Source organism: Mesorhizobium sp. M1A.F.Ca.ET.072.01.1.1, from assembly GCF_004023325.1.
GTDB lineage: Bacteria > Pseudomonadota > Alphaproteobacteria > Rhizobiales > Rhizobiaceae > Mesorhizobium.
Map to the genome: position 1 here is coordinate 1 of NZ_RZSF01000072.1, position 23,223 is coordinate 23,223.

Annotated in this window: 28 protein-coding genes; 13 read left to right on the plus strand and 15 right to left on the minus strand. The window is 62.1% G+C overall.

Translation table 11 applies throughout. From position 1 onward, the window contains the following. Positions 1-226: 226 nt before the first annotated feature. Complete coding sequence (locus EOA32_RS13030) at positions 227-814, minus strand: sugar transferase (protein ID WP_170950320.1); 588 nt, start codon at positions 812-814, stop codon at positions 227-229. Positions 815-1,363: 549 nt separating this feature from the next. Between EOA32_RS13030 and EOA32_RS13035 the strand changes: the two genes are divergently transcribed. Continuing rightward, a complete protein-coding gene (locus EOA32_RS13035; RefSeq protein ID WP_095827585.1) occupies positions 1,364-2,446 on the plus strand; it encodes a hypothetical protein in 1,083 nt (360 codons plus the stop codon). Between the two features lie 149 nt (positions 2,447-2,595). Here the strand turns inward: EOA32_RS13035 and EOA32_RS13040 are convergent, their stop codons facing one another. Further along, on the minus strand, positions 2,596-3,282 hold the full coding sequence (locus tag EOA32_RS13040) for a response regulator transcription factor (RefSeq protein ID WP_245299539.1): 687 nt from the start codon (positions 3,280-3,282) through the stop codon (positions 2,596-2,598). 944 nt (positions 3,283-4,226) lie between these two features. Continuing rightward, the gene (locus EOA32_RS13045) at positions 4,227-4,835 is read right to left on the minus strand and encodes a cysteine hydrolase family protein (protein WP_095783954.1); all 609 of its coding nucleotides are present in this window, start codon (positions 4,833-4,835) and stop codon (positions 4,227-4,229) included. A 159-nt stretch (positions 4,836-4,994) separates the two neighbouring features. Here EOA32_RS13045 and EOA32_RS13050 point away from each other — a divergent pair, with 159 nt between their 5' ends. Further along, positions 4,995-6,026, plus strand: a complete 1,032-nt coding sequence (locus tag EOA32_RS13050; RefSeq protein WP_128371966.1) for an ATP-dependent DNA ligase — start codon at positions 4,995-4,997, stop codon at positions 6,024-6,026. 131 nt (positions 6,027-6,157) lie between these two features. Continuing rightward, positions 6,158-6,439: a hypothetical protein gene (locus tag EOA32_RS13055; protein ID WP_066992031.1), complete on the plus strand. Its 282-nt coding sequence runs from the start codon at positions 6,158-6,160 to the stop codon at positions 6,437-6,439. A gap of 16 nt (positions 6,440-6,455) precedes the next feature. Here the strand turns inward: EOA32_RS13055 and EOA32_RS13060 are convergent, their stop codons facing one another. From EOA32_RS13060 to EOA32_RS38595, 5 genes are all read right to left on the minus strand, one after another. Further along, entirely contained in the window at positions 6,456-7,280 is an 825-nt protein-coding gene (locus tag EOA32_RS13060) for a Ku protein (RefSeq protein ID WP_066992028.1), read from the minus strand. A 5-nt stretch (positions 7,281-7,285) separates the two neighbouring features. Then, the gene (locus tag EOA32_RS38590; RefSeq protein ID WP_095783951.1) at positions 7,286-7,462 is read right to left on the minus strand and encodes a hypothetical protein; all 177 of its coding nucleotides are present in this window, start codon (positions 7,460-7,462) and stop codon (positions 7,286-7,288) included. A 76-nt stretch (positions 7,463-7,538) separates the two neighbouring features. Next, on the minus strand, positions 7,539-8,285 hold the full coding sequence (locus EOA32_RS13065) for a metallophosphoesterase (RefSeq protein ID WP_095827587.1): 747 nt from the start codon (positions 8,283-8,285) through the stop codon (positions 7,539-7,541). Further along, the gene (locus EOA32_RS13070) at positions 8,278-9,084 is read right to left on the minus strand and encodes a nucleotidyltransferase (RefSeq protein ID WP_095827588.1); all 807 of its coding nucleotides are present in this window, start codon (positions 9,082-9,084) and stop codon (positions 8,278-8,280) included. Before EOA32_RS13070 ends, EOA32_RS13065 begins: the two co-directional genes overlap by 8 nt. Before the next feature lie 178 nt (positions 9,085-9,262). Next, positions 9,263-9,424, minus strand: coding sequence for a hypothetical protein (locus EOA32_RS38595; RefSeq protein ID WP_082953723.1), 162 nt, complete (start codon positions 9,422-9,424; stop codon positions 9,263-9,265). Between the two features lie 590 nt (positions 9,425-10,014). Here EOA32_RS38595 and EOA32_RS13075 point away from each other — a divergent pair. Both EOA32_RS13075 and EOA32_RS13080 read left to right on the plus strand, forming a co-directional pair. Continuing rightward, the gene (locus EOA32_RS13075; protein ID WP_066992020.1) at positions 10,015-10,575 is read left to right on the plus strand and encodes a hypothetical protein; all 561 of its coding nucleotides are present in this window, start codon (positions 10,015-10,017) and stop codon (positions 10,573-10,575) included. Between the two features lie 8 nt (positions 10,576-10,583). Further along, positions 10,584-10,796 carry a hypothetical protein gene (locus tag EOA32_RS13080; RefSeq protein ID WP_082980370.1) on the plus strand — a complete coding sequence of 71 codons (213 nt, stop codon included), beginning with the start codon at positions 10,584-10,586 and terminating at the stop codon, positions 10,794-10,796. Between the two features lie 66 nt (positions 10,797-10,862). On the opposite strand, the gene EOA32_RS13085 is transcribed toward EOA32_RS13080, so the two are convergent. Further along, positions 10,863-11,126 (minus strand): hypothetical protein, encoded by a 264-nt coding sequence (locus EOA32_RS13085; RefSeq protein WP_128371967.1) that lies wholly within the window; start codon positions 11,124-11,126, stop codon positions 10,863-10,865. A gap of 469 nt (positions 11,127-11,595) precedes the next feature. On the opposite strand from EOA32_RS13085, the gene EOA32_RS13095 reads away from it, so the two are divergent. Beyond that, the gene (locus EOA32_RS13095) at positions 11,596-13,587 is read left to right on the plus strand and encodes a protein-L-isoaspartate(D-aspartate) O-methyltransferase (RefSeq protein WP_128371969.1); all 1,992 of its coding nucleotides are present in this window, start codon (positions 11,596-11,598) and stop codon (positions 13,585-13,587) included. 72 nt (positions 13,588-13,659) lie between these two features. Here the strand turns inward: EOA32_RS13095 and EOA32_RS13100 are convergent, their stop codons facing one another. Beyond that, positions 13,660-13,980: a hypothetical protein gene (locus EOA32_RS13100; protein WP_128371970.1), complete on the minus strand. Its 321-nt coding sequence runs from the start codon at positions 13,978-13,980 to the stop codon at positions 13,660-13,662. 244 nt (positions 13,981-14,224) lie between these two features. On the opposite strand from EOA32_RS13100, the gene EOA32_RS38600 reads away from it, so the two are divergent. Further along, positions 14,225-14,362: a hypothetical protein gene (locus EOA32_RS38600; RefSeq protein WP_156752600.1), complete on the plus strand. Its 138-nt coding sequence runs from the start codon at positions 14,225-14,227 to the stop codon at positions 14,360-14,362. A gap of 235 nt (positions 14,363-14,597) precedes the next feature. Here the strand turns inward: EOA32_RS38600 and EOA32_RS13105 are convergent, their stop codons facing one another. Both EOA32_RS13105 and EOA32_RS13110 read right to left on the minus strand, forming a co-directional pair. Continuing rightward, positions 14,598-15,023, minus strand: a complete 426-nt coding sequence (locus EOA32_RS13105; protein WP_066992011.1) for a hypothetical protein — start codon at positions 15,021-15,023, stop codon at positions 14,598-14,600. 338 nt (positions 15,024-15,361) lie between these two features. Next, positions 15,362-15,754, minus strand: coding sequence for a hypothetical protein (locus EOA32_RS13110; protein WP_128371971.1), 393 nt, complete (start codon positions 15,752-15,754; stop codon positions 15,362-15,364). Between the two features lie 335 nt (positions 15,755-16,089). Here EOA32_RS13110 and EOA32_RS13115 point away from each other — a divergent pair, with 335 nt between their 5' ends. Then, a complete protein-coding gene (locus EOA32_RS13115) occupies positions 16,090-16,365 on the plus strand; it encodes a hypothetical protein (protein ID WP_245499257.1) in 276 nt (91 codons plus the stop codon). 383 nt (positions 16,366-16,748) lie between these two features. Here EOA32_RS13115 and EOA32_RS13120 read toward each other — a convergent pair whose 3' ends face one another. Beyond that, positions 16,749-17,615, minus strand: a complete 867-nt coding sequence (locus EOA32_RS13120) for a Ku protein (RefSeq protein ID WP_128371973.1) — start codon at positions 17,613-17,615, stop codon at positions 16,749-16,751. Between the two features lie 285 nt (positions 17,616-17,900). Between EOA32_RS13120 and EOA32_RS13125 the strand changes: the two genes are divergently transcribed. Continuing rightward, positions 17,901-18,110, plus strand: a complete 210-nt coding sequence (locus EOA32_RS13125) for a hypothetical protein (protein ID WP_066992002.1) — start codon at positions 17,901-17,903, stop codon at positions 18,108-18,110. A 69-nt stretch (positions 18,111-18,179) separates the two neighbouring features. On the opposite strand, the gene EOA32_RS13130 is transcribed toward EOA32_RS13125, so the two are convergent. Beyond that, positions 18,180-18,419, minus strand: coding sequence for a hypothetical protein (locus EOA32_RS13130; RefSeq protein ID WP_128371974.1), 240 nt, complete (start codon positions 18,417-18,419; stop codon positions 18,180-18,182). Between the two features lie 160 nt (positions 18,420-18,579). Here EOA32_RS13130 and EOA32_RS13135 point away from each other — a divergent pair, with 160 nt between their 5' ends. Next, on the plus strand, positions 18,580-19,365 hold the full coding sequence (locus tag EOA32_RS13135) for an SDR family NAD(P)-dependent oxidoreductase (protein WP_128371975.1): 786 nt from the start codon (positions 18,580-18,582) through the stop codon (positions 19,363-19,365). 80 nt (positions 19,366-19,445) lie between these two features. Next, entirely contained in the window at positions 19,446-20,624 is a 1,179-nt protein-coding gene (locus EOA32_RS13140; RefSeq protein ID WP_128371976.1) for a zinc-dependent alcohol dehydrogenase, read from the plus strand. Between the two features lie 388 nt (positions 20,625-21,012). Here the strand turns inward: EOA32_RS13140 and EOA32_RS13145 are convergent, their stop codons facing one another. After that, positions 21,013-21,285, minus strand: a complete 273-nt coding sequence (locus EOA32_RS13145; RefSeq protein WP_128371977.1) for a hypothetical protein — start codon at positions 21,283-21,285, stop codon at positions 21,013-21,015. A 213-nt stretch (positions 21,286-21,498) separates the two neighbouring features. Between EOA32_RS13145 and EOA32_RS13150 the strand changes: the two genes are divergently transcribed. Together EOA32_RS13150 and EOA32_RS13155 are read left to right on the plus strand one after the other, a co-directional pair. Next, complete coding sequence (locus EOA32_RS13150) at positions 21,499-22,605, plus strand: SDR family NAD(P)-dependent oxidoreductase (protein WP_095831597.1); 1,107 nt, start codon at positions 21,499-21,501, stop codon at positions 22,603-22,605. Then, a partial coding sequence (locus EOA32_RS13155) for an NAD-dependent epimerase/dehydratase family protein (RefSeq protein ID WP_128371978.1) occupies positions 22,602-23,223 on the plus strand: 622 nt, incomplete at its 3' end. The genes EOA32_RS13150 and EOA32_RS13155, both read left to right, overlap by 4 nt.

Here is a 23,223-nt window from a genome sequence, read left to right on the forward strand (position 1 = left end):
CATTGCAGGCGGCATCGGCAGCCTGTTTGCCTGGGACCGTCTGCTTTCGATCCTGCTTTTCGTTGTCACGCTGCAGGGCGCCTACCTGCTCGGCGTCTTCCTCGGCATCGTGTGGCGTCGCGCCGTGACCGATGAGCATTGACGGACTGGGGCTGCCATTTCGTCGCTGGCGCCGGATCTTTTGAAAAGCGGCGATGCCGCCAATGCTCGCTGCCTTCCTAGGCAGTCAGGACGCGTGATCGAATCTCATCACGGCGAAGACCGTCCGAACGAGAATGACGACGTCGGCCCATATGGACCAGTTTCGCACGTAGCGGCTGTCGAGGGAGACACGGCTGGGATAGTCTATTGCGTCTCTGCCCGTCACTTGCCACGCGCCGGTCAGCCCGGGCCGGGTTCGAAGATAGTCGATCGCGCAGGCGCCGTAACGTTGCAGTTCGTCGGGGACGACCGGCCGAGGACCGACGCAACTCATGTCGCCGCGCAGCACGTTGATGAGCTGAGGCAACTCATCCAGGCTCGACTTTCTGAGAATGTGCCCCAGGAAGGTGACGCGCGGATCGTTCTTGAATTTCAAATTCTGCTCCCACTCCTTGGCGGCTTCGGGATTGCTCGCAAGATAGTCGGCCAGAACCTGCTGGGAGTTGGCAACCATGGTCCTGAATTTGTAGCAGGCGAAACGCCTGCCGTTGAAGCCGACCCGGGTGTGAGAGAATATCGCCGGTCCGCCGTCGGTCGCCAAAATCAAGAGGGCAACCACAAGCATGATCGGAGCGGCAAGCACAAGCGCTATCGATGCGACGGCGACGTCCATGATCCTCTTGCGCCGCCCCCCAAGCGGACGATGGTTTTGACCGACGCCTATTCCGGGTCTGCGGGGGTTCGTGTCGAATGCGCTGATTGTCATGAGCTTCGCCAAGGAAACGGCTGATTTTAGCGCTCAACTTCACGCGGCGGATCATTCCCGGCAAGAACCGCAAAGGAGGTAGCGCCCTATCTGGCGCCGGTTAGCCTCTTAGCCTGAACGCGTATTGCCGGCGCGGTGTCGATAAGCCTTCTGATCAAACGGCGTAACACTGGCACCCATTTTCTGCAGTAGCAGTTCGGGCAAGTTCGACTGTATTCGTGATCGACGAAATGGAACTGGTCCGGCTAGGGGCGATCCAGACCGCCGACTGAATTCAGGCCCTAGCTCTGATGGCGAGGATGCCGAGAGAATGTCTGGAGCCACTGGTGCCGGATGGGCGAGCCGGCAGCCGTCTGGCAATGCCTGAAAACCATGCGCGCGCATGCGACGAGATTCGACGAGACAGATCTTCCGCGTCGAAAGAATGCCTGCCAGCCTGTCAGTGGAGCACGCAACGTGACGCCCATTCCGAAGCCTTCGTCCGGTGACTTCCCCGCAAGACCGGGCACTCGTCATGTTCTGGAGGTCGACCATACGGAAGCACTTGCCGTCGTCCGCAAGCAGATAGCTTTGCTCGATCTTGATCTCTCCGGCCTCACTGTGGTGGTTGGCGCGGCGACGGGCTATCAGGCGGTGACTGCGACAGCCGCGGCGCTCGCCAATGCGGACCGTGTCGTTGCACTCACCCGCGTATCCTCCAGACATCCGAGCCTGGCGGCGGCCGCGGACGCGACGTTGGCATTTGCCGAATACGCCAAGGTCGCCGAACGCGTGGAAGTGACGAATCGCATCGAAAGCCGCAAATGGCAGGAGGTCGACCTCATCACCAATTGTCCCCAGGTCGGACCGATTTCGAGATCGCTCATCGAGCTCTTGCCCTCTCATGCGGTCGTTTCGCTCATGGCCGAGCCTTGGGAGCTTCGGCAAGGCGTATTGGACTTCGATGCCTGTGACGAGGCCGGCATCAAGGTTGCTGCTCCAAATCTCGGTCACCCGGCCATAGACCTGATGCCGGAATTCGCGCGCTTATGCCGGGTCTTACTCGAGGATGCCGGCGTCGATCAGCGTGCCTCGAGATTCGCCGTCGTCTGCGACACGCCCTGCGCACCATTCCTCGAGCGTATGCTCGCCGAACGTGGAGCAAGAGTTGGTGTTTTTTCCCATCCGGTTCTGCTGACCGATGATGCATGGGAGGTGATCATCGTCGCTATGCGGCCCTCAGCCAAACCACCGATGGACATCAACAGCCTGGGCCGCATCGCCAGGAGAACGCGCCAGGCGCTGCTGGTGCAGTTCAGCGGCGGGATCGACCGCTCGGCCGCCAGCTATTTCGGCCTGAGGGTATGGCCGCCGAAGCGCCCCAACCGCGGCGAGCTGGGCCTGCCGCTCGAGATACTCGGAGCGGCTCCGGTGATCCGCAGACTGACGGGAGGCCTGAAGGCTGCCGAAGCAGCATATCGCGGTGCGGAGTTGGGCCGCGACAGTGTTGGATTTCTCGTGAAGGCAGGATTCGAGATGCTCGACCGGGAACATGCCTGAGCATCGGCCTGAGCGCATCCGTTTCAAGACCTGCAGGCACGGTCCTACTCTTGAATCTCGAAGGGAGGCGGACCTGAAATAGGTCCGCCTCCACGTCGAGGATCGGCGTGCGCGTCGTTCTATTGCCAGGCACCAGGCCTGGGCAGCCTTCAAAGCATCATCTGTCTAAGCTTGTAGGCCACCTCAGTGCGGTTCGTGGCTTTCAGTTTTTTCATGATGTTGCGGATATGGACCTTGACCGTGCTCTCGCAGAGGTTGAGCTCGTAGGCAATGATCTTGTTGGCCTTGCCTTTCCTGAGCGCTTCCACGACCGCGGCCTCGCGCGAGGTGAACATTCCGGCGAGCGGACGGGCGCCATTTGCCGTCGAATGGATGATCTCGCGAAGCGCCAGCACGCAGCTGGCGGGCACGAAGATTCCTCCGGCGCGGGCGAGACCGATGGCCTCGGCAGCGACCTTCACCTTGACGCTCGTGGGAATGTAGCCGCGGGCGCCGCATTCGAGAGCCGCAAGGATCTCCCCCGGCTCGTCGGAATCCACCACGACGATTACGGGTACGGCGCCGACCTCGGAGATGAGGTGCACAAGTTCCGCCCGAACGCTCTGGTCGGTCACCTTTCTGGCGCCGAGAATAACGAGGATCGCGGAAGCCTCCGCCCCGCCGGCGACGTGCTGAATCTCATCAAGAGATCCTACGGCGCTGACGCGCAAAGCCGGATTATGTTCGATAAGGCCTCGAGCAAGACATTCGCGCTCGAGTGCCCGCTTGTCCACAATTACCACCAGACCTTCGGTCGGGTGTCCTTCTTCGAGATCAGACGTGCCGAGCCCGTTCACGTCCGTCAGATGCCCGTTCTGCAACGACCCCGTCGCATCCTTCCAAGACTCGGAAATTTGAAGATGTCCCATCGCCTTATTTACTCCTCTCCGCCGCCGACTTTGCTCTCTCCCCTTTTTGTTTTGACTCCCACGCAGGGCTTGTCAGCGGCATGAACTGTTACGCTCGTTTACCGTTGTGTCGGGCGACTAGCTGCTAAGTGAGGAATAGATTCAAGGAGTAGTGCATACGCCGGCCCAACCCACGGACGTATGGGATCCCCGCTCCATTGAGGTAATCCAGCCTCAAACGCATACTACGATGCTGTGGAAAAGGCGCATTAATCCTGGTTAACAATTTGGTAATTATATCTTAGGTGGCTAATATGACCGAAAGGATGACAACCTGAAGTTGCTAAACAGGAATTATGCTCCTAAAAGCTGCGCGCAAGCCTGTCTCGACCTTAAGAGCGAGATTTGCGGTTTGGAGCAAACGGCGCCACAGTTCTGAGAAAAACATTGACCTCGGCTGCGGTGCCCCCCACCCAACCACTGCAGCCGGGGTTTCTTTTTTGGCCGGCAGTCGCAGTCTTGTCGGGCCGGCAAGGTCAATCTTCGCGCGGCCTATCTCCACAACATCAAAGCGTCGCGCCTCGGAAATCACGCCTACCGGTACTAGCGTTTCAGGTTAGGCCTGACTGTCTCGACTTCTTCTCGCGTGGCCGTGTCCGGCAATTCGCCAGGACCATCCGGATTCCGTGTCGGGTTTTCGCGCGTGTCCCTCGGCGGCTTTTGCTTTGGGTTGGGGTCAGACGGATTTGGCTTGCGAGCTTTTTCCCGTTTCGCTGGTTTAGGCATCTACACACTCCCTGCCTGCGCAATTTCGGAGAAACATTGCGGTTCCCGTCAAACAGCAGTTGATCGGTCGCTTTCGGCTGTAGCCGGTGCGGATCGTCTCATAACGTTCAGGTCCAGGCCGAAAGGACCGTCTCCATCTCGACGGTCTCGACCTGTTGCGCGAAGCGCTGATGGTAGACGGTCATCAGGGCATCGTGCGTCGCGTCCGATGAACTGCAAAGCGCATCCGTGACCAGCACCACGCGATATCCGATGTCGATCGCCCCCAGGACGGTTGCGAGCACGCAAACATCGGTTTCGCCTCCCGTGACCACCAGGGTGTCGATGCTGCGCGCGGCAAGTGCCGTCTGTAGTCTGCCCTCCGGCCAGGGCGAATAAACATGCTTGTCGATCACCTGCGCCGGCGGACAGAAGGATGACAGCGGCGGCAGCAACCCGACCATCTCTGGCCCGACATTTTCGATCGTCATCGACGCCCAGCGCTCATAGTAGCGCCTCCAGGTGCCGGCACCCAGGCCAGGCTTTTCAGCCGGCACGAAGCGCGTGAAGACGGTCTGCTCGGCTTTCCATTCGACGAGGCTGACGATCCTTGGAAGAACGCGGGTGATCCACGGCGTGGCCCATTCCGAAGGTTCCGCGAACAATTTCTGCATGTCGACGCATAGATGCGCGCAGCGCTCGCCCAGAGGACCATAGCTCAAGCCGGAAGCCGACATCGGATTTCCTGTCGGAAGTTCATGTTCGCTCTGGTGAAGAAGTGCCCGACGCGGTCAAAGCTTGACATTTGGTTTCTGAACTTTGGTGAGGCAACGCCTCGCCGTGCAACTCGTTCCCGCCGACCGGAAACTACAGGTCTGGTCGAACGTTCTACCGAGATGGAGACCTCCAGGATCACGTCCCAACCGGCGATATCGAGCCCCGAGTTTCCGCTGTCTTTGGATACGCCGCCGATGGAGGCGCGGACCGCGGACGCGTTGCCTGAAGGTCCCTGGCAGTACGAACCCAAATGGGACGGGTTTCGCTGCCTGGCCTTCAAGGGTCGCGACGCCGTCGAGCTTCGCGCCAAATCCGGCAAGCCGCTCGGCCGGTATTTTCCCGAACTGATCACGATGCTGCGCGACCTCGCCGCAAGGCAATTCGTCGTGGACGGCGAGATCGTGATCGAGATCGACGGGCGCGTCTCCTTCGACGCGCTGCAGATGCGCCTTCATCCGGCCGAGAGCCGTATCCGCAAGCTGAGCGCGGAAACACCGGCGCGGTTGATCCTGTTCGATGCACTGGCTGCCCCGGGAGGCGAGATGTTGCTCGATTTGCCCTTGCCCGATCGGCGCCGGGCGATCGAGGACTTCGTTGCCAGGGCAGAGAACGCCGGGCTGAAGCTCTCGCCGGCCACAACGAGCCTCGCGACCGCCAGACGATGGTTGCGCGGCGCCGGCCGAGGTGCCACCGATGGCGTGGTCGCCAAGGCACTGGCCGAACCCTATCGCCCGGGCGAGCGAACCATGATCAAGGTCAAGCGGCTGCGCACAGCAGACTGCGTGGTCGGTGGCTTTCGCTACCTGAGCGGCAAGCGCCAGATCGGCTCGCTGCTGCTTGGCCTCTACAACGACCGTGGCCAGCTCGACCATGTCGGCTTCACCTCGACCATCGCCAGTGACGAGCGAGCGGCGCTGACCAGGAGGCTTGAAGCGTTGCGCGGCGGGCTCGGCTTCACCGGCAAGGCACCCGGCGGCCCGAGCCGCTGGAGCACCGAGCGCAGCGGAGAATGGGAGCCGGTGCGGCCCGAATTGGTCGTGGAGGTCCGCTTCGACCATGTCACCGGCGACCGATTCCGGCATGGAACAAGGCTGGTGCGCTGGCGGCCCGACAAGGCGCCGCGCCAATGCACGTTCGAACAGATCGCGTAGGACACCTACCAGCGAGAGGCGACGCCACAACGGCCGCCACTTGCTGCAACAGGCGGAACCACCAATCGCCTGAGCGGTTTTCCAACTGAGCGAACCGCGAGCCGGATAGGCTTGCAGCATTGGAGAACGAGATGGACCCGCGTAAAAAGCAACGCACCGCAAATCAGGACGAAACCGAGGCTCCGGCAGTCGAGCAGCAGGACTGGGACGCGCTTGAGGGCGGCCGGATCCTGCCCGACAGCGTCGCCGTCAACGGCGACCCGCAGGACGATGAAGAAGCGGAGGGAACGCTCCCCGAAGAAGACGACGACAATCCCTATCAGGAAAGTGACGAGGCACTCCCGGACGACGAGGAGGAGCGGGTCCTCGCGCGCGATCCCTCCAAGGAAGGAAGCCGGTTCGACGAGGTCTGAGCGGCCTTTCTTGGCGTCAAGCTGACTTGCGTTTGCCTTGCTTCGCGCCTTTCGCGGCGATGCCCTCCTTGGCAAGGCTCTTGCGCAGAACGTCGGCCAGATTGATGACGTTCTCACGCGGTTTCGGCGCCGCCTTGGGCAGCTTCTTGCCTTTGCGCTTGGCCTCGATCATGGCGATCAGCGCGTTCTCGTATGTATCCTCGAATTTCGAAGGATCGAACTTCGTCGCCTTCTTGTCGATCAGCAGGCCGGCGATCTCGAGCAGGTCCGCCTCGTAGTCCTGCTTCTTCAGCCCTTCGAACACCGTCGCCTCCGAAACCATCTCATTGCGGTCCCGCAGCTCGGTGAGAAGCATTCCCTTGCCGAAGGGCTGGATGAGAACCTCGCGTCCGCGCTGGTAGAGGACGACACAGGATCGCGCCGCCACCCGTTTGTTCTTCATGGCCTCCCGAAGGACGTTGAACGCCTCTGCGGAAGCATCCTCCGCCGGAATGAGGTAATAGGGCTTTTCGAGATAGCGCGCGTCGATGTCTGCGACCGGCACGAACTCGCCGATTTCCAGCGTGTGCTCGGAGGTGAGTTTCAGCGCCTTGATCTCCTCGGGCTCGATCTGGATGAAATCCTCCTTGTCGGTCTCGAAGCCCTTGACTTGGTCCTCGGCGTCCACCGGTTCGCCGGTCTCCTCATCCACATAGGCGCTTTTCACCGGCAGGCCGTCCCTCCGGTTCAATATCCTGAAATGGATCTTCGACGCTTCGCTGGTGGCGCCGACGATCTTGACGCCGCATGAAACCGATCCGACCTTCATGAAGCCTTTCCAGATCGCGCGAGGCGCAGCCATCGAGCTTACTCCGTCCGGATGCGCCCGGCAGGCGCCGGCGGATCGTCGGTTTCATCGGGATTTGGGCGCGGCGCCTCGTCCGGCAGCCCGTGCCGCTCCGGCTTCCTGACCGGCTCCGGTTTCCAGCTGGGCGCCGGCATCGGCGTGTCGCGATCGGGATCCGGTTGTCTGGGGTCAGGCATCGAAGTTGGTTCCGTTGGTCTCCTGCACAACTCATCGCTGCCGGCATGGTTCCGAAGCGGCAGGCAGCGCTGCGCCTCAGATTTCGAGCAGCGCGTAAGGACGGCCGGTCGGCTTCGCGATATGCATGGCGACGTTGTAGACGCTGGCCCCACCAGGGGTCCGGCCTTCATACGAGCCGCGATGGGCATGGCCATGCACCACGGCGCTTACCTTGAAGCGATCGATGGTTTCGGCCAGCCGCGAGGAGCCGAGGAACGGAAAGATTTCCGGAGGCTCTCCCGCCACGGTCTCCGGGACCGGCGCATAGTGGAGCACCACGAGCGTGCGCTTGGCGCGCACCTGCCGCATAGCATTCTCGAGCCGCATTGCCTCGTTGACGCTTTCGGCCACCATGGCCTTGATGGCCGGCTCGCCGAAGGAGCCCAGCATCCTTCGACCGAAGCCGCCGACAAAACCCTTCACGCCGACGAAGCCGACATGGTTCAGTTCGATCGCCTGGCCATCGAGGAGATGGACCCCCGCCTGGCGGAGCGTTGCAGCGATCTGCTCGACGCAACCGGATTCGTAGTCATGGTTGCCGAGAACCGCGACCACGGGAATCGAGCATGCGCGCAGATCCTCGGCAAGAAGTTCCGCCTCACGCGGTTTTCCGAGATTGGTGAGATCGCCTGTAAGGACCAGGACGTCGGCCTCGCGCGATATCTCGCCGAACAGGTCGCGGTACGAGGTCTGGGCATCTTCCTGAACATGCAGGTCGCCCATGGCGGCGACCTTGATGACATCGTTGCCGTTTGATTTCGCTGATGTGGCTGGTTCAGGCATCGCGCATCTCTCCAACGCCGCCGACGCCGGCAAACCCCCATTCCTTGACGTCGATCTCATAGTCGACCTGCGACAGCAGGCGGCCGCGGCAGATCTTCATTTTGGGCGACGGCAGCTGCCGTTGCCGCGCAAGCCGGCCCAGCAGTTCGTCGAGCAGCCAGTCTGGGATGCGGTCCCGCTCGCTGGGATAGATCCACCGGAAGTTGAGGACCTGCATCAGCAGCACTTCCCAATGGACATCGAGATAGGCGAGCAGCCTTTGCCAGTCGATCTGGTCGTGCGCCTTGAGGATGGTGTGGGCGATGTCGGCGCCGTCGTGGCGTCCTCTGTCCTGGATGAAGCATTTCGACCAGATGAGCTCCGTTGGGCCGATGATCCGGACCCGGCTGCCCAGCAGCTCGACTTGGCGGGCATGCTCCAGCCACTGATCCTTGACCTGCATTGTGCCGTTGGCCGAGGCGAAGATAACATCGAAGAAATGCTTGCCCTCGAAGACCTTCCCGAGCCAGCGATCGTCCCGGATCTCGACCGCATAGCCGATGTTCTTGAAGTGCTCGAGTATGCGCGCGCAATCTCCGGCCTTGCAGAAGATATCCAGATCCTTGGTTTGCCGAACCACGCCGGTATAGGCGCTCACCGCGTAGGTCCCGGCGACCAGGAAAGGAATGTCGGTAGCGGCGAGCTCGCGGATCGCATGGGTGTAGAACGCTTCCGCCGCTGCGCTTTTCAGCGTTGGCTCGGCTTTCGCGTCGATCACGGGGAGCGATGCTGGCAGAACCGGCAACTCGTCGTTGGTCATCAACTGCTGCTCCGATTTCGGACCTTTCGATAACAGCCGCGGGGCCCGCTTGTTCCGCTGTCGGAGCTTGCGAAATGGGCCCGGCAACACCGTCCGGAGATCAGGCAAGCCGCGCCGCGCGCGGAGCGTTGCCGAAATCGCGTGAAAACGACTTGGGCGCGACAGCTTGGCTGGTGCGCTAGTCCTTTTGCTCGCGGTACAAGCGCTCGGTCGCGCGGTCGCTCTCGCGCCGTTCGACTGGGCCTCTGTGACGGCGGGTGAAAAGCACGTAGATGATCGCAATGAGAAGGATCAGCGGACCGCCGGCAACAACGAACAGCCATAAATCGGAGCCGAACATGGCGTTTTCCTTCCTGTCGAAGGTGGTTTCTCCAGCAACCTATCGCTGGTCTTGAGCTAACCGATAACGGCTGCAAATGTTCCTGTCCAACGGAGTAGGCGGCCTGCATGGTCAGCCGCCTACGCGCCCGGCGGGATCGCCTTGGCGACCATGTCCGGCCGTTGCGGCACCCTGAGCCAAACGGCCGAAGGAAATCGCAGACGGTACCGGCCAGTTCGTTTGAGCCGCCGGTATGCGCGCTGTCTCTTTGCCGAGAGCGACCTCTTTACCAAACCGCAGCAGCAGGAAAGGCCGTTCCGTCCAAGCGACTGCGGCGAGCAAGAACCTCTGAGGTGGGCTTGTCGTGGAACGCGGCCTTCGGATCACATTTCCGGCAGACGCCATCTGAAAATCGACAGGCTCAGACTGGAACAAAGCCCTGAGTCGCTTGTTCGGCTCCGGCCCATCGAGCACAGGAGCTGGAAGCCATGAACATGCGGACACTTCTCGCGCCATTAGCCGTCGCTGCGACCTCCTCGTCTTTTCCGGTGGTCGCAGCCGATAACGCGCAAACCTTTGCCGGCCGATAGTAATCGATAGGAGACATCAAAATGCAGACGATCACCGCACTGTTCGACGATTATGACGATGCCGCCGATGCCGTGGGCGAGCTGGAGTCCATGGGCGTACCGCCGAGCGATCTCAGCATCATCGCCAACAATGCCGACGGCCGGCATTCTTCCGCGGCCGCCGAAGATGCAGCCAGTGGAGCCGGGATCGGGGCGGTCGTGGGCGGCGCCGGCGGCTTGGCGACGGGCCTCGGCGCCATAGCAATACCTGGCGTCGGTCCGGTCGTGGCGGCTGGCTGGCTGGCGGCGACAGCCGCGGGCGCGGCCGCGGGCGCAGTTGTCGGTGGAGCGGCCGGCGGCATCATCGGCAGTCTGACCGACGGCGGCGTGTCGGAGGGCGACGCCCATGTCTATGCCGAAGGCATTCGCCGGGGCGGCACTCTGCTTACCGCTCGCGTCGAAGATGACCTCGCTCCGCAAGCACAAGCGATCCTCCACGATTCCAGGTCGGTGGACATCGGCGAACGGCGGAACGACTACGAAGCTGGCGGCTGGACCGGATTCGATCCGCGGGCCGGCGATTACCGTCAGCAGAGCAAATAGGAGTCAGCGTGAGACGAGTGCTGTTGCCGCTGATCCTGACAGTGGTTGTGCTGTTGGCATGTTACTGGGCCTTCGCCTATGTCCAGAGTAGCTGGCCGACGGCACCGTTGAAGCGGGCACCCGAGCAGAACCAGGGCGGAAACGCACCCCAGGACACGTCTCCCGCCGCCGGCATAGAAAAGGATCCGCAAGGCAGCAACAAAATGCCGGGCAATCAATAGCGGCAGGCGTAAGCAGCGAGCATCAGGCGAGCGAGTTGCTTTCCGCCTGATCGCCTGGCGCTTCTCTCATCCGCGCTCGACGAATTCGTTGAAACGGCTGGGCAAACCTTCCGCCGTTAGGTCTTGGTGCACGAAGGCAAGTTCGTTCTCATCCAATATGGCGAAGAACTCTTCCCATTCGACGGGCTGCAGATCCTCTTCGTGCTCGCCGAAGTCGACGCGCAGCACCGCTCCCTTGCCTGCAGTCCGCACGACTGCAGGTCTGCCTTCGCGGGCTTCAATCCAAGCCCGGATCACCTCGTGATTTGTGGTTTTCAGTGGCTCGCTCATGATCAACCCTTCCGGCTAATCGCCAATCCTGGCGCTTTGCTCGTTGGCGACTGGGGATTCAATCCGCGTCCGGCTCGCTCGTTCCCGCGAATTCGCTCCTTGCGAGGCGGTGGCCTGATGGCGTGGGCAAGGGAACCAACTGCCGCCCTACTGGTTCGGAAGGCAATCATTGGAACCTTGCCATGCCAAATGCAGCCGAAATCTTCGTCGACACTCGAGTTGCTTGGGATGTCGAGGTCATGTTCGGCCTGCCCGGCGATGGCATCAACGGCGTCATGGAGGCTTTGCGGAAAAACCGCCGAAGATGCCACCCGATTATGCCAAGAATTCCGCAAGGCGCTGCCGGAGACTCCGGGGCGCGAGCGGATCGAGGAGAACGTCGCGCGAGAGCCGGCCAGGACGATGATGGAGGCCGAGGGATGACGCTGCCGCAGCCGCTTGCGATTCCAACTTCCTGTTGAGGATGCACATGCTCGACCTGTCCCGCGAACGTCGCCGAATGGTCGATGTTCATCTCCGCCGCCGCGGCATTCATGATCGTGAGATCCTGGCAGCGATGCGCGAGGTCCCACGCGAGACTTTCGTGGACCCTGGCTTCGAAGAATTTGCCTATGAGGATGGACCGCTGCCGATTGCCGAGGGCCAAACGATATCGCAGCCCTATATCGTCGCGTTCATGCTGGAAATGGCTGAGATCGGGCCCGGCGATCACGTCCTCGAGGTCGGCACGGGATCTGGCTACGCCGCCGCCGTGATGAGCCGCATCGTCGATCATGTCTACACGATGGAACGGCACGCCGGCCTGGCGGAAACCGCGAGACGGCGCTTCGAGACGCTTGGCTATCGCAACATCGAGGTGCGCACCGGCGACGGCACCAAGGGCTGGCCCGAAGCGGCACCGTTCGATGCCATCGTCGTCGCGGCGAGCGGGCCCGGCGCGCCGCTCGCGCTGCAGCAGCAGTTGGATGTCGGCGGCAAGTTGGTCATTCCGGTCGGAGATGACCCTGACGAGCAGCGTCTCCTCAAAGTCACCCGCACTGGCGCTTCCACCTACAGCGAGGAAGATTTCGGTGCGGTGCGCTTTGTCCCTTTGATCGGCGAAGAAGGCTGGCAGGAGGACAACCGCATCCGAACCAGCCGTATCTCCCCGCTCTTGCCAGCGCGCAGTCTTCCGCAGATGATTGCCGCGGCGGCCGAACCGCTTCCTGAATTCGATGATCCCGCCTTTGTGGAGGCCTTCGATCGCTTTGCCGACCGGCGGATCGTGCTGCTCGGCGAAGCGAGCCACGGCACATCCGAGTTCTATCGGGCGCGGGCTTGGATCACCAGAAGACTGATCGAGAAACATGGCTTCACGATCGTCGCCGCTGAAGCCGACTGGCCCGACGCCGCGGCGATCGACCGCTATGTGCGCCACCGCCCACCTTCGCCGCGCGCCGACATGCCTTTCCAGCGGTTTCCCACCTGGATGTGGCGCAACGCCGAATTCGCGGCATTCGTGGAGTGGCTGCGTGCGCACAACGAGCAGATCGAAACACCGGCAAGCCAGGCAGGGTTCTACGGCCTCGATATCTACAATATGAAAGGCTCGATCGCGGCGGTTTTGGAATATCTCGACCGCATCGATCCGGAGGCGGCAAGCATTGCCCGCGAACGCTACGGCTGCCTGACGCCGTGGCAGCACGAACCCGCCACCTATGGCCGGGCGGCGCTAACCCGAGGCTACCGGGAATGCGAGGAGGCGGTGCTGCGGCAGTGCCGGGACATGCTGTCGCGTCAGTTCGATCACGCCGGCCAGGACGGCGACGAATTGTTCGATGCCGCGCAGAACGCCCGGCTCATCGCCTCCGCCGAGCACTACTATCGCGTGATGTACTATGGCGGCGCGCAATCCTGGAACCTGCGCGACACGCACATGTTCGACACGCTGCAACATGTTATCGAAGCGCGTTCCCCCGATGCCAAGGCCGTGGTCTGGGCGCACAACTCCCATATCGGCGACGCTCGCTTCACGGAGATGGGAATCGTCAGGGACGAAGTGAACATCGGTCAGCTCTGCCGCCAGCGGTTCGGCGACGACGTAGCCCTCATCGGCTTCGGCACGCATGCCGGCACGGTCGCTGCAGCCAAGCATTGGGACGGCGAAATGGAGATCATGTCCGTGCGGCCTTCGCGCGAGGACAGCTATGAGCGGCTTTGCCACGACGCCGGCACCGCTCGTTTCCTGCTCGACCTTGGAGCTGATCCAGTCCTTCATGATCGGCTGACCGAACGTCGGCTGGAACGGTTCATCGGAGTGATCTATCGGCCGGAAACGGAACTGCACAGCCACTATGCCGACGCCTCGCTTGCGCGGCAATTCGACGCCTTCGTCTGGTTCGATGAAACCACCGCCGTGACGCCGCTCGGGCCGGAGCATGCGACGCGCGGTGTCCCCGACACCTACCCCTTCGGCGTGTAGGCGATGGACGGTTGCATTCGACATCGCGCTGATGCGGAACCTTCGGCGCAGAGGTGATGCGGCGAGCGAACGCTACTGTTCTTTCACGTAGGCACCAGGCCGGCGGCCGCCTTTGGGCGCCTTTGCATTCTTGGATTGCTCGGCGACCGATGGGCCCGCTCCGGAAGCCTTTTCCGTTGCAGGACGACCAGGCGTCGCCCGTCCCGGAGGGTTTTGCCCTTCCGACTGATGTGTCTTGTCTTCCACCTCGCCCTGTCTGCGGGTGAGCCCAAAGCGATCGTGAGGCTTTTCGTTGCTGGCCGCAGCCTGCGAAAACCGGTCTGAGGGATCCGGATCGGTGTTGGCCGGGTACTTCCTGGCGCCGGTCTCGCGGCGGTTCTCTTCCTTGCCCATGACTCTCTCCGGGTTGATCTGGAGGATAACAAGATCGTCAGAAGAGCGTTCCCCGACCTGGCCGATGAGGGACGCGGGCAATCGGCTCCCATCAGTCCGATGGAACAAACACGCCATCGCCCAATTAGGCAAACAGAGTTCGGAGGCCAAGCGCGGTCCGGTTGCGCCCGATCCGACAGTCGGCGCGGCTTCGGCTCCAAACACGAACAAGCCGGGCGGCTAGCAGCGGACGAAAGGATTTCTGATGCCCCGGATCGTTGCAGTGATCGCGATCGTGGTGATTTTGTTGATAACCGTGTGGGCCTGGATCGGCCGAGAGCCCGAGCGCCCGAGCGGCGGGAGCCAGCAGCCAGCGCCCCACGCGATCGACCAGAACGGCTGAGGCAGGGCCTTTCGATCGGCGCATCGCCGTCTTCGCTGCATTGCGGTCTCGCGCGCCCTTGGTTCGCCAGGCCTTGGAGGGACAAGCCGGCGGGAGCTCGCGCGAGCAAGGCTCCGGCGCCGAACTATTTGCGCTCATGCCTTCTTCATGGACCTATCGCTCCGCGGATGGATCAACGTCCGAGCGCCGCCGGCGGCTGTCGCAACAGCCGCGATAGCGAGCAGTTGAGACGCAGTCAGTGTATGAAGCGGCTTCTCAGCCAGGCAAAAATGCGATTGCCTGTGACAATTCTCCGGACGCGTCCAGCAGCCCAACTGGCCTGCATGGTTGCGCCGGCATGGCAGCTGCAGACGACTTCATGCAACTGCCAATCGGAGAGTTCAAAGAAGCGTTTGGCTTCCCCATAGGTATCGGACTGCAGGCCCGAGGCCCTGAGCAACGGGTCTTCGAACGCAACCGTCAGCGGGGATCCAGCCGCCCGCGCCTCTTCCCGCATGCCTGGATAGAGATACTCGGTGCCGGTGAGCGCGGCGAGACAGCGCAACGGATTCCGCTCGAGCAGTTCTGCCCACCTCTCTATCTTTTCAGTCCTTGTCGTGAGCGGCACCAGCGGATTGATATCAGCGACTGCGTGCAGTTGGTCGAGCGTTTGGTGTTTCATGATAGGCTCCCGTCCATACTTGGCTGACCGGCTTGTCCTGGCGGGGTCGGCAGGCCCGCGTCTGAGGTGCGGGCCGATCAGTGTTTCCCACCGATCTCCGGCAGGCGCCAAAAAGCGGCGCCTGCAAATCATCGAACTGACAGTCGTCCCCAAAGTTCCGGATGAACACGGAATTCATTTGGAATGCAGACAATCGACAGGTTCCGCAAGTGCAGGACTGCACGGCGTTTCAGTTGCGAGCCCAGGCTGGACTAAGATGCAGGCGCTTGTCGAATATATCATATCCAGTGATAGGAACGGGAGCATGGTTCTTTCTCAGGCCACGCAGCCCGCGGTCCTCATTCCGCTGCCGCCTTTTTCCGTTTCGCCTCGTCGAAGTCGATCGCCAGCACGATCTTTCCGTTGGCGTCGCGAACCCGGACGGCCCAGCCCTGCTGCCCACCTTCGGCGGCCGTGTCGTCAAGCAAATCAATCGCCGAACGCAGCGCCTCGTCATGCACGGCCTCCAGATTCGGGAATTCCACGCCCTTCAGCTGCCGCATGCCATCATGGTCGCGATATTCGAATGTGAAGGGGCTGTCCGGCTTGGCGGGCTCGCTGAGGTCGCGGTTGCTCTCCTGCGCGGACCGGTGTTCCACGGTCTCGAAAACCGCGCACTGCACCATCATCTCTTTGGCGCGATCGATAAGAGCGGTGTCGCCGTACGTCGGCCGTGGATCGGATCCAGCCATTGTGACGGCAATCTTTTCGCCGCCCTCACCGAGAAATTCGACTGTCACCACGCCTTCCGAGTTGGAAACTATTTGGGTCTCGAGAACCTGCATCGGTGCCTCGTCATCTTAGATAACGAAGGTAAAAGCTGCCCAACAGGAAATGTTCCGGCCGCGCTCAGCGATTGGCGGCAGCGATAGTTCCCCCTTCCCGGAAACGAGTTCCTGGACAGCAGCGTTTCTACTTCGCGTTCAAGATCCCGTGGGAACACCGACGCCGGACAGATGTTTGGTAGCGAAGGAGCTGTCCGATGACCTCACCGAGCAAGCGAACACCCGCCGAGGGTCGAGGCGAAATGCAGATGGGCATTACCCGGGACAAGACGCCCGGATTCGACCCTTCTGCCGCCCCGCAGGAAACGGATGCAGAGGCGGGAGGGTCGACGAGTTCCGCCCATCGCGTCGCACCAGATGAACCGAAATTCACCAATCAGGCGAGCTTCGCCGACGCCATGCGGCGCCCCCAGAACGCGCCCGGCCTTCAGCCGAGCAGAAACGGGCCGGTGCTGGTGATTGCAGCGCTCGTGGTTCTGGCGGGCGCCGCTTTCCTGCTTGCCGCTCGCCTGGGTTGATGCCGATGCCGGCTCGCCGAGGCGCTCCAACCCGGAACGCCCGATGCAAGGTCTGGTAGCTAGGGAGTATGTGCATGCCCATGTTGAAAAAGCTTCTTCGCCATCTTTGGCGACGGAAAATCCAGCCGGCGGCCGATCCGTCCCCAGTCGATGCGATCGTGCGGCTGTTGCGTGAAAGCGAGGAACGCAACGGATAGATTTTTGGATCGTGCTCGGTGCCGCCGGCGAGCGAAATCCTCGAGCTCGTGCTCTTCTGCCACGGACGGTGTTTTAGCCCGCGCTGAGCGTTACCCGAATTCCTCCTCGGCGAAGGCGCCAAGCCTCCAGCCTTGTTTGCCTCGGCCTGCAAGCCAGCTTGATGTCGCTCACCGCACAGACAACTGCTATGCCGACTTGCGCCCCCGTGCAGAATTCTTCGTCTTTTTTCGTTTCGGCGCTCCCCTGGACTTCGGGGATTTGGGTTTTGCCCCGGCCTCCGCGCCGAGGCTCTTTTTCAGCGCATCGAACAAATTGACCACATTGGACGGCTTGGGTTCCGCCTTGGCTTTCGGCGCCTTCCTGCCGGCCTTTCTGGCGCGAACCAGTTCCAGCAGTGCCTCCTGATATCGGTCCCGGAACTCGGTGGGATCGAACTTGCCCTTCTGCTTATCGATGATGTGCTCAGCCAACCCGATCATCTCGCTGTCGGGCTTTCCCGACTTGATCTCGGCGAAGACGCCGGCGGGCTCGCGCACGGTGTCGCCATAACGCAGGGTGGTCAGCATCATGCCCTTGCCGCGCGACTCGACCACCACCGGGCGTTCCCTCTGATAGAGCACGATGCGAGCGAGCCCGGCCATCTTCTTTTCTGCCAGCGCGTCGCGGATCACCGCAAAGGCCTCTTCCGAGACCTTGTCGGCGGGCGTGACGTAGTAGGGCGCGTCGAGATAGATCTGCTCGATCGACGATTTGTCGACGAAGCCGTCGAGATTGAGCGTGTGCGAAGACTCGATCTGCACCGCCTCGATGTCTTCCTCTTCGATGAAGATGAATTCGTCCTTGCCGACTTCGTAGCCCCTGACCTCGTCGTCTTTATCCAGCGGCTTGCCGCTCTCGGCATCGACATAGACGCGCCGGACCCTGTTGCGGGTCTTGCGATTGAGCACGTGGAAGGAAACCTTCTCGGCATGGGTCACGACGTTCGTCAATTCGACGGCGCAGGTGACCAGCGACAGTTTGAGATAACCGCTCCAGGCGGGACGCGGCGCCATGGCGATCTCCTTGGCGACAGGAATGCAGCCGGAACGGCGAACGCACCGCTTCGGTTCCGACGTCGCAGGCCGGCGCATCGCGTCGGCTTCAGCCGGCTGAACCGGGAAGCAGCGCTGAACTTCCCGGCGGGAGAAGCAACGGGAGCTTCCGACAAGGGCTTGGCCCGACATATTCGAGTTCCAGACATTTCGTTCGAAACGTCCGTCCGTCGCGGGATCATTCGGAACAATGGGCCTTCGGGCAAGTTGGATACGGCTCCAACGGCGAATTGATCTGGAACGACCGTGGCGACGCGGAAGATCGACAAGGACAGGCGTGAGCGCACCTCGAATGCGGCGCGCGAACTGCTTGAGACGGAACGACTGGCGCGCCAGGCAAAGACGGCGCGACTACGCGAGCAGCGTTTGGCCGCGGCACCGGCGGCAAAGTCGCCTCCTCCCGCGGCCAGGCCGGGCCGGACGCCCAAGAAGCGAAAAATCATAGATATCAGCTAGCGCCTGGCTCCGTTCGGCGCTGCCGCTTTAGGGCGGCCGGAAATCGATGACGCGTCCAGCCAGCTTCTCTCATTCCTTGGCCGCTGGCTCTCCAGGCCCAATCTCGGTCTCATCTAATATGTGCTCGTGAATGATGCCGAGGATTTGCAGCCTCACCGCCTCACGCGCCTCCGGCTGGATGAACGGCATGAGGAGATCGACCCTCTCCTTGACCCGCCGGGGCAGATCAGCGCTGGGATCGGTCAGCTGGCTGCCATGCTCATAGCGGTTGTCGGTAAGTTTCTTATCCAGATCGGAAAAGATGCCCATGGCTGTCGCTCCACATTGACGGCGGAACAGGCGTGCCCCGAATTGGTTCCGTCTCGCCGAGCCTCGTTTGCCGCGCGTTGCCGAATCCCAAGAATTCGAACGGAACAATCGCACTCTGCGCATGTTCGGCCGGACCACACTCGAACGGTCGGAGAACGAAATGGAAAACGGAAAGCTCGCCGTGGTGACCGGCGCTTCCAGCGGCATCGGCAAGGAACTGGCGAAATTATGTGCGAGAGATGGCTACGAACTGGTGATCGTGGCCGACGAGCCGGCGATAGAGCAGGCTGCCGAGGCGCTGCAATCTCACCACGTTGCAGTCGAGGCGGTAGAAGCCGACCTCGCGACCGAGGAAGGGGCCAATCAACTGATCGCGAGGATTGGTGACCGCGCTATTGACCTTCTGTTCCTCAACGCGGGACGAGGCCTGGGCCGGGGCTTCATCGATCAGGACTGGCCCAAGGCGCGCCGCGTCACCGACACGAACATCACCGGCACGGTCTATCTGGCACATCGGCTCGGCCGGCAGATGGTCCGGCGTGGCCGCGGCCGGATCCTGTTCACGGGCTCCATCGCCGGCTTCATGCCCGGCACCTTCCAAGCGGTCTACAACGGCACCAAGGCCTTCATCGATTCTTTCGCCATCGCGCTGCGCCATGAGTCGAAGGACAGCGGTGTGACCGTGACAGTGCTGATGCCCGGCGCGACGCAGACCCGCTTCTTCGAGCGGGCCGACATGATGGACACCGAAATCGGGACTCGGGAGAAAGACAATCCGGCCGATGTGGCCAAGGACGGCTATGACGCCATGATGGCCGGAAAAGAGCAGGTCGTTAGCGGTTTGAAGAACAAGATGCAGGCTGCCGCGGCCCACGTCACGCCGGCCGGCACGCTGGCCGAGCAGCATCGCAAGGCCGCCGAACCGGGCTCCGCGAACAACGGATGAATGCGAGGCGCCGCCCGGGGAACATTCCAGCCGGGCGCAAGTTCGATGCACTCAATCCTCCAATCGACAGGAACGGCACGATGAAAGCGCTGACATGGCACGGCAAGGGCGATATCCGGTGCGACGCGGTCGCTGATCCCGCGATCGAGGACGACCGCGACATCATCATCAGGGTTACCTGCTGCGCCATTTGCGGTTCGGACCTGCATCTGATGGACGGCTATATGCCGACGATGAAATCGGGCGACGTGCTGGGCCATGAGACCATGGGCGAAGTGGTGGAGGTCGGCCGTGGACACAGCAAGTTCAAGAAGGGCGATCGCGTCGTCGTTCCCTTCAATATCTCATGCGGCGAATGCTGGTTTTGCCAGAACGGCCTGTTTTCACTCTGCGACCGGTCGAACCCCAACGCCGACCAGGCCGCCAAGGTCATGGGCCAGTCGCCCGCGGGCCTGTTCGGCTATTCGCATCTGGTCGGTGGCTATTGGGGCGGGCAAGCCGAGTATTTGCGCGTGCCTTTTGCCGATGTCGGCCCGATCAAGGTGCCGGACGGCATGGACGACGAACAGGTCCTGTTCCTCTCCGACATCTTCCCGACCGGCTATATGGCGGCGGAGAACGCCGGCATCCGGGAGGGCGACACCGTCGCCATCTGGGGCTGCGGGCCGGTCGGCCAGTTCGCGATCCAGAGCGCCTGGATGCTTGGCGCCGGTCGCGTGATCGCCATCGACAAGGTGCCGGAGCGGCTTGCTATGGCGCGCGACCACGGCAAGGCCGAGACCCTCGATTTCAGCAACTTGAATATTTACGATGCCCTGATGGCCATGACCAACGGTCGCGGCCCGGACAGTTGCATCGACTGTGTCGGCACCGAAGCCGATGCCAGCGCCACCCCGGATTCCATGCTCGATAAGGTCAAGGCGAGTGTCTATCTTGGCACCGACCGGCCGCATGTGCTGCGCGAGGCGATCTATTGCTGTCGCAAGGGAGGCACCATTTCGGTGCCCGGCGTCTATATCGGCCTTGTCGACCACATCCCGTTCGGCGCGGCGATGAACAAGGGGCTGACGTTCCGCATGGGACAAACCCACACGCAACGCTATCTCGAGCCTCTCCTGCACAAGGTCCAAAGCGGCGACATCGACCCGTCCTTCGTGATCACCCACCGCGCCGGGCTCGAGGCCGGACCCGACCTCTACAGGAAGTTTCGCGACAAGCAGGACGGCTGCATCAAGGTCGTGATGCGCCCACACGGGTGACCACGTCTTTGCCCGGAACTCGCCCGGGCGCCCTGTCGTTGCGATCAGGTAAGGAGGTATCAAATGGCTCAACTGAAAAACACATCTCGGCCGGCCACCAGGTCACCGAACGCCGAAGGCCTTCCGCGTCCTGACCGCGATGCCATGGATAGCGACGCCGGCGCGAGACCGGCAGTTCCCAAAACAGCCGGCGCCGCCGAGGAACAGTCGACATCACCGCTCGACAGTAAGGTTGCCAATCGCAATGCCGGTCGCAAGCGCGAGGCCGGAACCACCCCGCGCCCAACCGACAAGCCATTGGATTGAGGCAACCGGGGCGGCGCGGCAGCCTGGCGCCCCGTCGGGCCGCTTGCGTGCGTTCGCTGCTGGTTACCTGCCGCCGCCCGCGTCAACCATTCCCGCTCCGCTCGACAAATTTGTTGAAGCGGCTCTTTCCTCCGCTCCCGGCCTTGTCCTGATGGAGGAAGGCAAGGTCGTTCTCGTCGAAGATCCGGAAGAACTCATCCCACTCGATCGATTCGAGCGCTTCCTCCGGCTCGCCGAAGTCGATGCGCAGGATGCCGCCCTCGCCCTTGGTGCGAACCACGGCGGGATGGCCGTCCCTCTCCTCAACCCATTTGCGAATTTCGTCGTGATTGGTGGTCGTCTTCGCTTCAGACATGGCATTCCCTTTCTCGCCGCACGTCAGTGAGCGGCCCTAACAGCGCGCAAAGGGCAATGTTCCCAGGCATGCGGGCGACCCGCCGACAGCTTCGCCCCGGAGGGAACTTTGATGAAGCAGGGAACAAACCTTTTGTCCCGAAGTTCGGGAGCCCAACGCTAAATCGGCCCCAACGCTAAATCGGCCCCAACGCTAACTCGGCAAGGAGTTCTCGTGAAACGTGTCCTGGTTACGGGAGGCTGCGGTTTCATTGGCCGGCATGTCGCCCAGGAACTCATCGAGCATGGCTACGAGGTCCGTGTCCTGGACGCACTCTTGGACCAAGTGCACGGCAATGAAGCCGTCAGCATTCCAGCTGGCGCCGAGCTGATACGGGGAGATGTACGTGATCGAGACGCGGTCGCCGACGCGGTAGCGGATGTCGACACCGTCATCCACCTCGCTGCCGAGGTCGGCGTCGGCCAATCCATGTACGAGATCGCCCGATATGTCGGCACCAACGATCTCGGCACCGCGACCCTGCTCGAGGCGTTGATCAAGAAACCAGTCGAACGCATTGTCGTCGCATCGTCGATGAGCATCTACGGCGAAGGCCTCTACAAGACACCAGACGGGCGGCGTATCGACGATGCCCATCGCAAGCCAAGCGACATCAGGATCGGCCAATGGGACCCGCTGTCGGCTGCCGGCGAAGCGCTGTCGCCGATTCCGACCGACGAGGAGAAACGTCCTGACCTCGCTTCGATCTACGCGCTGACCAAATATGCGCAGGAACGCGCGGTGCTGATCTTCGGTCAGGCTTATGACGTGGATGCGGTGGCATTGCGCCTGTTCAACGTCTTCGGCGCCGGTCAAGCGCTCGCAAATCCCTACACCGGCGTGCTTGCCAACTTCGCTTCGCGGCTCGCCAACGGCAAGCGGCCGATGATCTTCGAGGACGGCGAGCAAAAGCGCGACTTCGTCCATGTGCGCGATGTCGCCCGCGCTTTCCGCCTGGCGCTGGAGCAACGCCAGGCAGCCGGCCACGCGATCAATATCGGCAGCGGACGGTCCTACACCATCAGCGAGGTCGCTCGATTGCTTGCAGAAGCGATGGGCATTCCGAAGCGGCCGCCCGAAATCCTCGGCAAGGCGCGCTCCGGCGACATCCGCAACTGCTTTGCCGACATTGCCAAGGCGCGCGAGCTGCTTGGCTTCGAGCCGAGCCATCGGCTTGAGAACTCCCTCGGTGAATTCGCGGCCTGGGTTCGCAACACCGTCGTCATCGACCGCGGCGCCGACATGAAGCGCGAGCTTGAAGAGCGGGGGCTGGTGTCATGAGTGAGCGGCATCGCGGCCTTGGCAAAGCGCCGGTGGCCGTCATCGGCGGCAGCGGCTTCATAGGCTCAAACCTCGCCGACAGCCTGTTGTCGGATGGCGAGCCCGTTCTGGTCATCGACAATCTCAGCCGAGCTGGCGTCGAGCAGAACCTCGAATGGCTGGCGCAAAAGCACGGCAACCATCTCAGGGTTGAAGCCGTGGACGTGCGCGACCAAGCCAAACTGGCCTCGGTGCTGACGCCAGCAAGAGCGATCTTCCATCTGGCCGCCCAGACCGCTGTGACCACGAGCCTGATCGATCCCGCGGAGGACCTCGACATCAATCTCAAAGGCACCTTCAACGTGCTTGAGGCGGCGCGCCAGGTGAGCGCCCCGGTAATCTTCGCCAGCACTAACAAGGTCTACGGCAGCTTGCCCCAGCTCGCGGTGCGGGAAACGGACGATCGTTACGAGCCTTGCGACGAAGCCATCCGCGCCAATGGCGTGGACGAGACGATCGGCCTCCGTTTCTGCACGCCCTATGGCTGTTCCAAGGGCGCTGCGGACCAGTATGTCCTTGATTATGCTAAGTCCTATGGTCTGCCGACGGCGGTGCTGCGCATGAGCTGCATCTATGGAC